Consider the following 11476-nt stretch of genomic DNA (forward strand, 5'->3'; position numbering starts at 1 on the left):
AATAGACGAGGTAATTAATTGTATGATGACTACGATTCGGTTACAAGGATTAGAAGATTTCGAGTTAAAAGCTAATGATCCTGAACAAAGAATGTTAATTTCTGGGGTTAATTGGCAACAGTACGAAACCCTCTTAAAACATTTAGAAGATAGTTCCAGTTATCGCATTACTTACTTAGATGGAATGGTAGAAATTATGGCTCCTAGTCGTCGTCACGAAGTTAGCAAAGAAGATATTGGTAGATTAGTAGAAGCTTATTTAGAATATGCTGAAATTGATTTCTGGGGATTAGGTTCCACCACTTTGCGAAAACAGGAAAAAGAAGCGGGAAAAGAACCTGACAAATGTTTTTGTTTATTTACAGAAAAAGAGTTTCCTGATTTGGCGATCGAAATAATCTTAACCAGTGGCAGCCTGAAAGTTTTAGAAGTTTATAAAAGATTGGGAACTCAAGAGGTTTGGTTTTGGCAAGATAATCAGTTAAAAATCTATTCTTTGCAAGAGAATGGCGAATATATTTTAATCCCTAAAAGTGCTTTATTACCAGATTTAAATTTAGAATTATTAGCCGAATACGTCAACCATCCTAATCCCCGTTTGGCTGTCAAAGAATTTCGCTTGCGTTTAACAGAAAATTCCCAGTTATAATAACTATTATTTTTCCATGAATTCTCAAGTAAAATTTAACCTATCTATCCTAGGGATATTTTTATTTTCTCTGGCGATAAGATTTTGGAATCTCAGTCAATTTAATACACTTGTTTTCGATGAAGTTTATTATGCTAAATACGGCAATGAATATCTAATCGGTAAAGATTTTTTCCAGTCTCATCCACCGTTAAGTCAATATTTAATTGCTATTAGTATCTGGATTGGTTCCCATTTTCCTGCCGATCCTGAAACCATTAATAATTTAACAGGTTCCCTGCGCTCAACTTTTAGTTATCGCTGGTTAAATGCTTTGACTGGTTCTTTTATTCCCCTAATTATTGGGGGAATTGCTTATCAATTAACCCAGAGAAAAACTGTATTTTTAATCACAACTTTCCTCGCTAGTTTAGAAGGATTATTTCTGGTGGAATCCCGCTATGCTCTCAACAATATTTACTTAATTTTATTCGGTTTGTCTGGACAATTATTTTTTTTATTAGCACTCCAGAAAAATCAGAAACTCAATTGGCTATTATTATCAGGAGTTTCTTTCGGTTTAGCGGCAAATATTAAATGGAATGGCTTAGGATTTTTACTGGGAATATTTATTTTTATCGGTATTGCTTGGTTAATAAAATTATTTAATCAAGAGCAGTCAAAAGATCATCTTTGGACAAAGGCAACTAACCTGAGATTAGAGGACATTTTTATCGCTTTAATTGTCTTTCCCCTAGTTACCTATAGTTTACTGTGGATACCGCATCTTCTCGTCAACCATCAATATAATTTTTGGCAAGTACATCAGGAAATTTGGTCATTTCATCAGAGAATAAAAGGTAATCAATCTGATGTTCATCCCTATTGTTCTCCCTGGTATAGTTGGTTAGTAATGGGGCGACCAGTGGCTTATTATTTTGAGAGATTAGGTGATAAAATTTATGATGTTCACGCTATGGGAAATCCGTTTTTGTGGTGGTTTTCTACGGGAGCGATTCTAGTGGTTTTTAGTCGATTATTTAACCGAAAAGAGCGGGTAATTTCCGCCTATCTTATCTGTAACTATATTGCCAATCTGCTGCCCTGGTTAAAAATTAGTCGCTGTACCTTTCTCTATCATTATATGGCTGCCTATAGCTTCACTTTGATTGCTCTAGCTTGGCTCTTAGCCGATGGGTTAGAAAGTTCCAGTCCTATTTATAAAAATGGCTCGCGCTCGCTGATAATTTTGATAATTTTTGCTTTTATCCATTGGCTACCAATTTATTTAGGCATTCCCCTGTCAGTGCGGGATTATTATCTGAGAATGATTTTTCCCAATTGGATTTAGGATGAAATTAGCCGCAAAAACTGATACAATAAAATCATGATAAAAAGCGATCGCAGGAGTTATGGGTAAACAAAGAATCTTATCTGGTGTGCAACCAACTGGCAATTTACATTTAGGCAATTATCTCGGTGCGATCCGCAATTGGGTGGAGGGACAAAAAGACTACGATAATTTCTTTTGTGTGGTCGATTTACACGCGATCACCGTTCCCCATAATCCCGCCACTCTTGCGGAGGATACTTTAGCAATTGCCGCTCTATATTTAGCCTGCGGAATTGATTTAGAATATGCGACTATCTTTGTCCAATCCCACGTTAAAGCTCATACAGAATTAACTTGGTTATTGAATTGTATCACCCCTTTAAATTGGTTAACCGATATGATTCAATTTAAAGAAAAAGCGATTAAACAGGGGGAAAATGTTGGCACAGGTTTACTCGATTATCCCGTGCTAATGGCCGCCGATATCTTACTCTACGATGCCGATAAAGTACCCGTGGGAGAAGATCAAAAACAACATTTAGAATTAACCCGCGATATAGCCGTTAGAATTAATCATCTTTTTGGACAACCGAAACAACCAATTTTAAAACTTCCTGATCCGATGATCCGCAAGGAAGGAGCGCGGGTGATGAGTTTAACCGATGGCCGGAATAAAATGTCTAAATCCGATCCTTCCGAGATGAGTCGGATTAATATTCTCGATAGTCCCGATGTTATTGCCAAGAAAATTAAACGCTGTAAAACCGATCTAGTTAAGGGTTTAACTTTCGATGATCCGGAACGGCCCGAATGCCATAATTTATTAACTCTCTATAGCATTTTATCGGGAAAAAGTCAAGAGGTGGTCGCGGGAGAATGTGCCGATTTAGGTTGGGGACAATTTAAACCGATGTTAACAGAAGTTACCATAGAATCTCTGAAACCTATTCAGGAAAAATACGCTCAAATTAGAGAGGATAAAGATTATTTAGCCACAGTTTTACGCCAAGGTCGTCTCAAAGCAGAAGCGGTGGCCAATCAAACTCTCGATCGAGTCAAAAATGCCATGGGTTATTTACCACCATTTTAGAGAAAATAAAACCAGAGATGTCTGGGGCGAATTTCTGCTAGGCTGTCCAGAGAAACTCGCTCTAATAACATTCATCGCCAGAGGGTCGCGAAATTCCGCCGTAATTTTCCCTAAAAATTCGTTTTCTATCTGTTGAGTTGGATTAGTTTTAGCTACTGCTTGCTGTAATTCTTGGCTATACTATGCTAGATGTTGGGACAATTCAATTATAGTTTTTTCTAGTTGTGATTAGCCTTTTTTAACTTGTTTTCGCAGTTTCAATCATTGGAAATGCGATCGCCAATAAAAGTAGCAGAGTCCGGCAGTTACCCCAAGACTAAGAATTGTTATCCCCGTGGGAATTTCCCACATCCCCGACTCGGTTACTAATATGTTGTACTATTGTAATAAGAGGATTTTTTTCCTGAAAAATTGTCATATTTGAGGTTTTGATTATGCCTTATACAAACGAAGAAGGTGGACGCTTAAATAATTTCGCCGCCGAACCGAAAGTTTATCAAGCGGATCCCCCGACTAAATCGCAACAACGTAATTATATTTTCTGGGGTGTTGCTGCGATCACACTTGTGGGTGGACTGTTAGCCGTCGCTTTTTACGCATCCCAAGCTGGCTAAAATTTAGTCCCTCGTAGTTGCGATTTAGCCCTTTTTACTCCTCTTTAGTGCTAAAATCACAACTACTCCCTGTTTTAGGGCTTTTGAGCCTGAATTAATGCCACTGCTGATTGAGACTTAGCCGCAGTCCCCTGTTTACCCTGAGATAACGCTAGACGAGCTGCCGCCTCTAAATCAGCGATCGCTTTTTCCCTGTTTCCCAATTTATAATGGGTTAAACCCCGATTGTGGTACGCTTCGGCAAAATTAGCATTGATTTTCAGACTCTCATCATAGTCCCTTAAAGCCATTTCCTGCTGTCCGGCTCGGTTATAGGCTAGAGCGCGATTATAGAAAATGCGATCCTGTCCTCTGGTTCCCTGTAAACTCAAAGCTTTTGTGTAATCCTCGATCGCTTCTGCGTGTCTTCCCAAGTCATCCTTGGCATTACCGCGATAAATAAAGAAATCAGCAAAATTTCCGTTTAAAGTAATCGCTTTTGTGCAATCTTCCACCGCTGCCTCGTATTTTTTCGTCAGATAATAGGCATAACAACGATTACCGAGAGCATTAACATAATTGGGGTTGATTGTCAAGGTCTGGGTATAATCTGCGATCGCTCGCTCGTACTGGCCGAGAACTAATTCCGCATAGCCGCGATTATAGTAAGCATCGGCATCCTTCGGTTCTAATTGTAGAGCTTGAGTAAAATCTGCGATCGCCCCTGAGTAATCCCCTGCGCTTAAACGATCCACCCCCCGATTATAAAATTCTACAGCCTTGACGGGGTTAGCGGTAGTTTGAGAGCTTAGGGGAGAGATAGTCAGTAAAAAAGTCGCTATAGCTATAATAATTGTCAATTTTTTCTTAATTTTCATAATCCGTTCACCTAAACAATTCAAGGTAAAATTAAACAGCCCTACTTACAGGTCAAAATATCATGATTAAATCTCTTTTGGCGACTTTCCTCCTAATCACCACCCTCCTCTTCACCGCTTGTGCAACTCCCATCGCTGGACTGCAAGGATACACCAGTGGCAGCCAAGGCTATCAATTTTTATATCCTAAGGGTTGGACGCAGGTGGATGTGAAAAAAGTTGCAGGAGTAGATGTGGTTTTTCATGATCTGATCGAAACGAGTGAAAATTTAAGCGTTATTATCAACCCCGTCCCCGACAATAAAACCTTAACAGATTTAGGGACACCCTCGGAAGTTGGCTATCGTCTCCTAAAAAATAACAGTCTTAACCCCAATCTTGATAAGGAAGTAGAATTAATTCGCTCAGAATCTCATCAAATCGACGGCCAAGATTATTATATCCTCGAATATCAAGTTAAATTAGCCAACGGCCAAGAACGTCATAATCTGGCCAGCGTCACGGTTAATAATAATAAACTCTATTCTTTTAATCTTTCCACTTCCCAAAAACGTTGGACGCAAATTCAAGAACTCTTTGAAACTATCGTTGATTCTTTCTCGGTTAGTTAGGGAAACTGGCAACAGGCAATAGTAAAACGTAGGGTGCGTTAGACGGCAAAAATTCCTGTTTTGACTTAAAGGTAACAATCCGTCGTAACGCACCACCTATCATCAACTAGGTAGCCGGTTTACAATTAAAGATAACAGACAAAGAACCAGAAGCCTGTCCCACTATCTAACAATTATCTAACAATTAATTGAGATTACTTACTGAGTCAGTAATCAGTGGGGAAGTGGTAACTGATAACTGATAACTGGTAACTGATAACTGGTAACTGATAACTGGTAACTGATAACTGATTACTGATAACTGATTACTGATAACTGATAACTGGTAACTGATAACTGATAACTGAATATGAGTAACTCGGAAGAAAATAGACTAGATAGACTCGAATCTCTTGCTGAAAATACCCTAACAGAACTACGGGAGATTAAATCAGGATTACAGGAGATTAGATTAGGATTACAGGAGATTAAATTAGGACGACAGGAAACCAATCAGGGATTAAAAGAAACTAGAGCGATCGCTAATTCTAACGTCAAATTGATCGAAGCGTTAACTAATAGTCTTGCTCAGTCTAAAAAAGAATGGGAAAAAGACAGACAGGGACTTGATCAACTGCTAGGACAATTAACTCGATCGAGGTCAGATTTTTATGAGGTTCAGTCAGATTTTTACAATCGATTTAACAATGAAGAAAGAGAATCCCGCATGGTTGAGATTTTAGAGCGTTATTTTCCCCCCGAAAATCCTGCCAATTCCTAGCAGAAATAGCTAAAAACCTGATAACTGATGGTGGGTTACGGCAAATAGATAAATTGATAATTAAGTCTAATAATTTGTCATTGCCTAACCCACCCTACCTAACTTTTCTCCTTTTTCCTTTAAAACTTATGTCCATACCCTTGATTCTTGCTTCCGCTTCTCCTGCGCGTAAAAAACTATTACAAATGGTGGGAATCGATCCAATTGTGCAGGTGAGTAACTTTGATGAATCGACAATTAATGCCGATGATACTCTCCATCTTGTCCAAACTTTAGCCCAATGTAAAGCGCAAACGATCGCCCCTAAATTTGATACAGGATTGATTCTTGGTTGCGATTCCGTCTTAGAAGTAGCGGGGGAAGTCTATGGCAAACCCAAGGATAAATCAGAAGCGATCGAGCGTTGGCAAAAAATGCGCGGTCAGGTGGGTACACTCTATACAGGTCATGCTTTAATCGATCGAGTTAATCATCAAACTTTGACTCGTTGTGGGATCACTAAAGTTCACTTTGCCAATATCAGCGATGAAACAATTATTGCCTACGTTGACACCGAAGAACCCCTCAAATGTGCCGGCTGTTTTGCCCTAGAAGGAAAGGGGGGTCTATTCGTGGAAAGATTAGAGGGATGTCACAGCAATGTTATCGGTTTAAGTTTACCCCTATTTAGGCAGATGTTAACGGATTTTGGCTACCAAATCACTGACTTTTGGTGATATTTTGGCTGATAATTTCCCCAAATTTATTGACAAAAGGGCTTGACAAATTCTCAAATTTGTGTTAACCTTTTATTATAATGGGAATCCGTGTCGCCCTGCGAACCCCTCTTTTTTCTATCGGATAGCCCCAAAATTTTTAACCCTTTCCTTTTCACTTTTTCCCGAAAAAACTATGTCTTGCTTGCGCGTGGGAATTGCCGGTCCAGTGGGTTCAGGAAAAACAGCCCTGCTCGATGCTCTGTGTAAAAATTTGCGGGATCAATATCCGATCGCCGTAGTCACCAATGACATTTATACTCAAGAAGATGCCCAATTTTTAGTGCGATCACAAGCTTTAGCCCCGGAAAGAATTTTAGGAGTAGAAACGGGAGGATGTCCCCATACAGCTATTCGCGAGGATGCCTCAATTAACTTAGTTGCCATTGAACAGTTAGAGAGAAAATTTGCTAACTTAAAGCTAATTTTTCTGGAAAGTGGTGGTGACAATTTAGCGGCAACCTTTAGCCCCGAATTAGTAGATTTAACCATCTATGTGATTGACGTGGCAGCCGGAGATAAAATTCCTCGCAAGGGGGGACCGGGTATCACCAAATCGGATCTATTGGTAATCAATAAAATAGATTTAGCCCCGATGGTGGGGGCAGATTTAGGGGTGATGGATAGAGATGCCAAAAAGATGCGCGGGGATAAACCCTTTATCTTCACCAACTTGAAAACACGGGAAGGATTAGAGCGAGTGATTGCCTTTATCGAAAAGAATTTATAATAACTATTACTAGGAATAAAAAAGAGAGCGCCAGAAAAATTTAGGTAAAGCTAACATTCTTTTCCAGCGCCAAGGTTCCTGATAGAGTCGATACAACCACTCTAAATTATTGTCACAGAAAAAGCGAGGGGCGCGGATTTTTGTCCCGGACCAGATATCAAAACTACCCCCCACACCTACCCAGATAGCTTGGGGACAGATCTTTCGATGTTCCCTAATCCAATATTCTTGTCGGGGTACTCCCAAACCAACTAAAATTAACCGCGGTTGTTGATCTTTTAACACCTCGATCCAATCGGACATTTCCTCGGAGGATAGATAACCGTGGTTAGCCAGAATGCGGATATTAGGTATCTTTTTCTGCCAATTACTTGCCGCTTGTTCTGTAATCCCCGGTTTACCACCAAAAAAAGCAATAGGAAAACTCTCTCCCTGCATTCCTAACTCAGTAATTAAGGATTCTGATAATTCGATACCGGGGCAGCGGGTTTGTTTTTTGCCCCTTAATTTTAAGTAAATAACAATCCCCGCGCCGTCGGGAATAACTAAATCTGCTTCCCGAATAACTTGGGCTACTTTAGCATCATTTTCCCCTAACATTGCCATTTCTGCATTAAGAGTGACAACGTGGGAACCAAAACCTTGATAGAGGCGATCGATTAACCAACGACTGTAGTTATCGAGGAGATGAACCGGTAAACCAAGAACAGAATATTTGGGGGGAGTTTCTAACATAAGTAGGTAGGTGCTAAAAGTTGTCAGACACCCCCCTTATTAAGGGGGGATTAAGGGGGGATCAGAGGTAAAATCTATCTTCAATTTAATTATAAATACTTACTTATAATTCATCTTGATTTAGTTGTCATTTTATCGAGAAATTGGCACAAAATCCATCCCAAAACTAGAACGAGAACCGGGTTCAACTACCACTAATTGCACGGATTGATTGCGATCGCCAGACGGTAAAAATCGCACGGGATTAGTCGCCCCGGGCACAGAAAAATCACTGCTTCTTAACGCCCGTTGAACTCCCTCGCGGCTAGATTCTGCCTTAATGCCAGCGATTAAAGCCTGGGTAGCGTCATAGGCGGTGGCAGTGCGCCAATTTACGTCTCCTTGCCACAATTGGCGGGAATTATTCACAAAAGGACTATTCGGATTAGCCCCCAAATGCCAAGCGACAGCCACAACCATGCCCAGGGCATTTTTTCCGCCTACATCCAGAGTTTTCGGGCTATAAACGTCATCACCCGCCACAATCGGTAATTTTCGACCGTTGATTTGAACCACCTGCAAAGCCTTATCTAGGGTACCACTATCCCCAAGAAGGGCGATTAGATTTGCTCCCTCCTGTTGAGCTTGTTGGAGGCTTTTAGACGGGGAAAAAGTCAGGGAAGATAGATCAAATTCACTCACCACTTGACCTCCTCCTAATCCTAAAGCGGTGGTAAATTCAGATTTTAGGGATTGACTATAATTACTTTGGGAGTTAAAAAATACCACTGCCTTGACGTTAGGATTTTTTTGCAAGCTAGATTCGGCTAATGCCCGTGCCGCCACAAAATCACTGGGAACAGAACGAAAAATATAGTCACCAAAATTGGAGAGTTTAACTGAGGTACTGACGGGGGAAATCATTACTAATCCTGCTTTTTGATAGATAGCAGCCGCCGCTAAAGAGGTGTCACTGCTAGTGTGTCCTACTACTCCTAAAATACTGTTGTCAGCCGCTAATTTTTGGGCAATTTGAGCGGCAATTTCGGGATTATAAGCATCATCAGCAATGAGAACTTTTAAAGGAGTGCCATTAATTCCCCCGGCTTGATTGATTTGATTTTGAGATTGGGCAACTCCTCGTAAAATTTCTAGGGAGGTGTTGACACTGCCCCCAATTGGCACGGAAACGGCGATAGTATAGGACTTAGCTTGACCAATACGGGCGTTATTTAAGTAGATGAGAGCTTCCGGATCATTTTGATTAGTTTGCAGGGATTTTTCTAGGAGGGAAACTGCTTGCTGAAAGTCTCCTTTTCCGAGTGCCTGTATGGCGGCTTGTTTGTCAAAAGAAGCCCCTTCAACTATTAATAAGTTTTCCCCTTGACTAAATCTTGCTTGTGGCGATACCGGTTTTTGCCCCAGTTCAGGAAGATTGGTTGGGTTATATCTTTCTTGAAAACGATTGTATAACCACCAACTACCTGCCCCAAAAAATAGTAGGGTAATCAGCAGGGCTAAAAGCAGGGGAACGGTCTCATTTTTCTGGCTCATGGGCTGATCAACTAAGATTAAATTAATGGTTTAATCGAGATTTATAGTTAATAAAAGTAACATTTTTTTGTTTTTCATAGGGCTAATCCAAGTCTGAATGTCACCAATATCCGCTCTACCTTGATAGAATACCTCATTGCGGGTCTGATAGTCAAGACATTGTTTAAATGCGTCTTAGTTTATTAGGGATACTTTACCTTTTTGTTTGGGAATCTTCCAAATGTTTTACCAAAACATTGGAGGATAAAGGACCGTGTAAATGACTCCAGGGTAAAACCTGTTCTAAACGCCATTGCTGATGGACGTAATAATCTAGAGGGGGAATTTGTCCTTTTAGTTCCTTAAAAGCCCGTTTATAACTGCCCAAAGAATCACCGTAGCCACGGGTTAATTCTAATAGGGAAGTTAAGCGGCGATCACCTCTAGATAATAGGGCTTGAATCACCGACCAATTATAACTTTCTGGACGAAATTCTATGCCCTGTTTACCTAATTGTTTCTCTAGATATTTTAATCTTTTTTCAGCCATTTTATTAACTCCAAACCACTGAAAAGGAGTGTGGGATTTAGGCACAAAGGTGCTGCAACCGAAAGAGATTCGCAGTCCAGAGGCGGCTTTTTTTAAGGCTATTAACATTTCCACAGTCGCTGCGATATCTTCGGCTTCTTCTCCCGGTATTCCCACCATACCATAGAGTTTTATCCCTTTTAAACCGCCCGCTTTGGCATTAATAGCAGCTTGGATAATTTCATCATTGGCTAACTTTTTGTTGATAATTTCCCGCAGGCGATCGGAACCACTTTCTACGGCAATAGTAATTGATTTGCTGTCTCTTAGGGATAAAATTCTGGCTAATTTTTCTGTGACAGTATTAGTTCTAACCGAAGCGATAGAGAGTCTAACTCCCTCAAATTTTGCTTGAAAAAGATAATCGAGTAAGGTTTCAAATTCAGGATGTTGGCTGACGGAAGCACCTAATAAACCCAAGCGATCGGTCACTTTTAAACCTTTTTCAATGGCAGGTATTAAAGATTCTAAACTAGCGGTACGAAAGGGTAAAGTTAGATAACTAGCTAAACAAAAACGGCACATTTCTGGACAACTTCGCACCACCTCTACCATATAAATATTCTCCCATGCGGCTTGTTTTGTTACCACCGTAGAAGCAGAAAGAGTGTTACTGCGATAGGTTTGTTTACTAACAAAGGCAGGAACATTATTATCTATGGGTAGAATTGCTGTAATTTCACCTTCGGGACTATCATAATTAACGGTATATAAACTAGGAACATATACCCCCGGAACCTGGGCTAAATGACGGAGTTTTGTCGAGCGATCAGCATTTCTAACCTCTTGATACGCATTAATCAAATCGGCAATTAAATTTTCACCATCTCCCAATAAAATTACATCAAAAAAAGCGGCAAAAGGTTCGGGATTAGCGGTTAAAACTGGCCCACCACCAAAAATTATCGCTTCTCGATCTTGCCGTTGATGACTGTGGCAAGGAATTTCTAAAGATTCTAACAGCGAGAGGATATTAACATAGTCCAATTCCCAAGAAAAGGAAAAGCCGACTAATTCGGGATAACGGGGTAAAGATTCTTGAAAATCCGTAAATAAACGACTAACTTGTATATCTGATCGCAGGGCTAAAGTTGCCCAGACAATTTGATAACCTAAACTGGTTATACCCACGGAATACTGATTAGGAAAAGCAAAAATGGTTCTAATGGCATCACTGTGGGGGATTGCGGAAGTAAAGAGTAGTTTTTCGTCTTGTAAGATGGTCATTTCAGTTATCAATTATCAGTTGTCAGTGACTACCG

General features: G+C 40.2%; 12 protein-coding genes. 8 read left to right on the plus strand and 4 right to left on the minus strand.

What is annotated here, in order from left to right:
• The first annotated feature begins 22 nt into the window (after positions 1 to 22).
• The 4 genes from MICAI_RS17940 to psb34 all read left to right on the plus strand — a co-directional run bounded on the left by MICAI_RS17940 (position 23) and on the right by psb34 (position 3665).
• On the plus strand, positions 23 to 649 hold the full coding sequence (locus tag MICAI_RS17940; protein ID WP_008205518.1) for a Uma2 family endonuclease: 627 nt from the start codon (positions 23 to 25) through the stop codon (positions 647 to 649).
• 16 nt (positions 650 to 665) lie between these two features.
• The gene (locus tag MICAI_RS17945) at positions 666 to 1979 is read left to right on the plus strand and encodes a dolichyl-phosphate-mannose--protein mannosyltransferase (protein ID WP_008205520.1); all 1314 of its coding nucleotides are present in this window, start codon (positions 666 to 668) and stop codon (positions 1977 to 1979) included.
• Between the two features lie 61 nt (positions 1980 to 2040).
• Positions 2041 to 3051 carry a tryptophan--tRNA ligase gene (gene trpS, locus MICAI_RS17950; RefSeq protein WP_002780336.1) on the plus strand — a complete coding sequence of 337 codons (1011 nt, stop codon included), beginning with the start codon at positions 2041 to 2043 and terminating at the stop codon, positions 3049 to 3051.
• A gap of 434 nt (positions 3052 to 3485) precedes the next feature.
• A complete protein-coding gene (psb34, locus tag MICAI_RS17955) occupies positions 3486 to 3665 on the plus strand; it encodes a photosystem II assembly protein Psb34 (protein ID WP_002740432.1) in 180 nt (59 codons plus the stop codon).
• Between the two features lie 74 nt (positions 3666 to 3739).
• Here the strand turns inward: psb34 and MICAI_RS17960 are convergent, their stop codons facing one another.
• Complete coding sequence (locus MICAI_RS17960) at positions 3740 to 4522, minus strand: tetratricopeptide repeat protein (RefSeq protein WP_008205523.1); 783 nt, start codon at positions 4520 to 4522, stop codon at positions 3740 to 3742.
• A gap of 62 nt (positions 4523 to 4584) precedes the next feature.
• On the opposite strand from MICAI_RS17960, the gene psbP reads away from it, so the two are divergent.
• The 4 genes from psbP to ureG all read left to right on the plus strand — a co-directional run bounded on the left by psbP (position 4585) and on the right by ureG (position 7378).
• Positions 4585 to 5133, plus strand: a complete 549-nt coding sequence (gene psbP / locus MICAI_RS17965) for a photosystem II reaction center PsbP (RefSeq protein WP_008205525.1) — start codon at positions 4585 to 4587, stop codon at positions 5131 to 5133.
• A gap of 349 nt (positions 5134 to 5482) precedes the next feature.
• Complete coding sequence (locus MICAI_RS17970; RefSeq protein ID WP_008205527.1) at positions 5483 to 5893, plus strand: hypothetical protein; 411 nt, start codon at positions 5483 to 5485, stop codon at positions 5891 to 5893.
• Between the two features lie 128 nt (positions 5894 to 6021).
• The gene (locus MICAI_RS17975; RefSeq protein WP_008205529.1) at positions 6022 to 6609 is read left to right on the plus strand and encodes a Maf family protein; all 588 of its coding nucleotides are present in this window, start codon (positions 6022 to 6024) and stop codon (positions 6607 to 6609) included.
• 175 nt (positions 6610 to 6784) lie between these two features.
• Positions 6785 to 7378, plus strand: coding sequence for an urease accessory protein UreG (ureG, locus tag MICAI_RS17980; protein ID WP_002792251.1), 594 nt, complete (start codon positions 6785 to 6787; stop codon positions 7376 to 7378).
• Between the two features lie 9 nt (positions 7379 to 7387).
• On the opposite strand, the gene MICAI_RS17985 is transcribed toward ureG, so the two are convergent.
• From MICAI_RS17985 to MICAI_RS17995, 3 genes are all read right to left on the minus strand, one after another.
• Positions 7388 to 8113 (minus strand): WecB/TagA/CpsF family glycosyltransferase, encoded by a 726-nt coding sequence (locus MICAI_RS17985; protein ID WP_008205533.1) that lies wholly within the window; start codon positions 8111 to 8113, stop codon positions 7388 to 7390.
• Between the two features lie 132 nt (positions 8114 to 8245).
• Positions 8246 to 9646 carry an ABC transporter substrate-binding protein gene (locus MICAI_RS17990; protein ID WP_008205535.1) on the minus strand — a complete coding sequence of 467 codons (1401 nt, stop codon included), beginning with the start codon at positions 9644 to 9646 and terminating at the stop codon, positions 8246 to 8248.
• Between the two features lie 193 nt (positions 9647 to 9839).
• Positions 9840 to 11441 carry a B12-binding domain-containing radical SAM protein gene (locus tag MICAI_RS17995; RefSeq protein ID WP_008205537.1) on the minus strand — a complete coding sequence of 534 codons (1602 nt, stop codon included), beginning with the start codon at positions 11439 to 11441 and terminating at the stop codon, positions 9840 to 9842.
• Between the last annotated feature and the right edge of the window lie 35 nt (positions 11442 to 11476).

Origin of the sequence: Microcystis sp. T1-4, from assembly GCF_000297435.1 — a bacterium.
Taxonomy (GTDB): Bacteria; Cyanobacteriota; Cyanobacteriia; order Cyanobacteriales; family Microcystaceae; genus Microcystis.

Coding starts and splice junctions, on each gene's coding strand:
- MICAI_RS17940 (WP_008205518.1), top strand. CDS start 23: ATGATGACTACGATTCGGTTACAAGGATTAGAAGATTTCGAGTTAAAA.
- MICAI_RS17945 (WP_008205520.1), top strand. CDS start 666: ATGAATTCTCAAGTAAAATTTAACCTATCTATCCTAGGGATATTTTTA.
- trpS (WP_002780336.1), top strand. CDS start 2,041: ATGGGTAAACAAAGAATCTTATCTGGTGTGCAACCAACTGGCAATTTA.
- psb34 (WP_002740432.1), top strand. CDS start 3,486: ATGCCTTATACAAACGAAGAAGGTGGACGCTTAAATAATTTCGCCGCC.
- MICAI_RS17960 (WP_008205523.1), bottom strand. CDS start 4,522: ATGAAAATTAAGAAAAAATTGACAATTATTATAGCTATAGCGACTTTT.
- psbP (WP_008205525.1), top strand. CDS start 4,585: ATGATTAAATCTCTTTTGGCGACTTTCCTCCTAATCACCACCCTCCTC.
- MICAI_RS17970 (WP_008205527.1), top strand. CDS start 5,483: ATGAGTAACTCGGAAGAAAATAGACTAGATAGACTCGAATCTCTTGCT.
- MICAI_RS17975 (WP_008205529.1), top strand. CDS start 6,022: ATGTCCATACCCTTGATTCTTGCTTCCGCTTCTCCTGCGCGTAAAAAA.
- ureG (WP_002792251.1), top strand. CDS start 6,785: ATGTCTTGCTTGCGCGTGGGAATTGCCGGTCCAGTGGGTTCAGGAAAA.
- MICAI_RS17985 (WP_008205533.1), bottom strand. CDS start 8,113: ATGTTAGAAACTCCCCCCAAATATTCTGTTCTTGGTTTACCGGTTCAT.
- MICAI_RS17990 (WP_008205535.1), bottom strand. CDS start 9,646: ATGAGCCAGAAAAATGAGACCGTTCCCCTGCTTTTAGCCCTGCTGATT.
- MICAI_RS17995 (WP_008205537.1), bottom strand. CDS start 11,441: ATGACCATCTTACAAGACGAAAAACTACTCTTTACTTCCGCAATCCCC.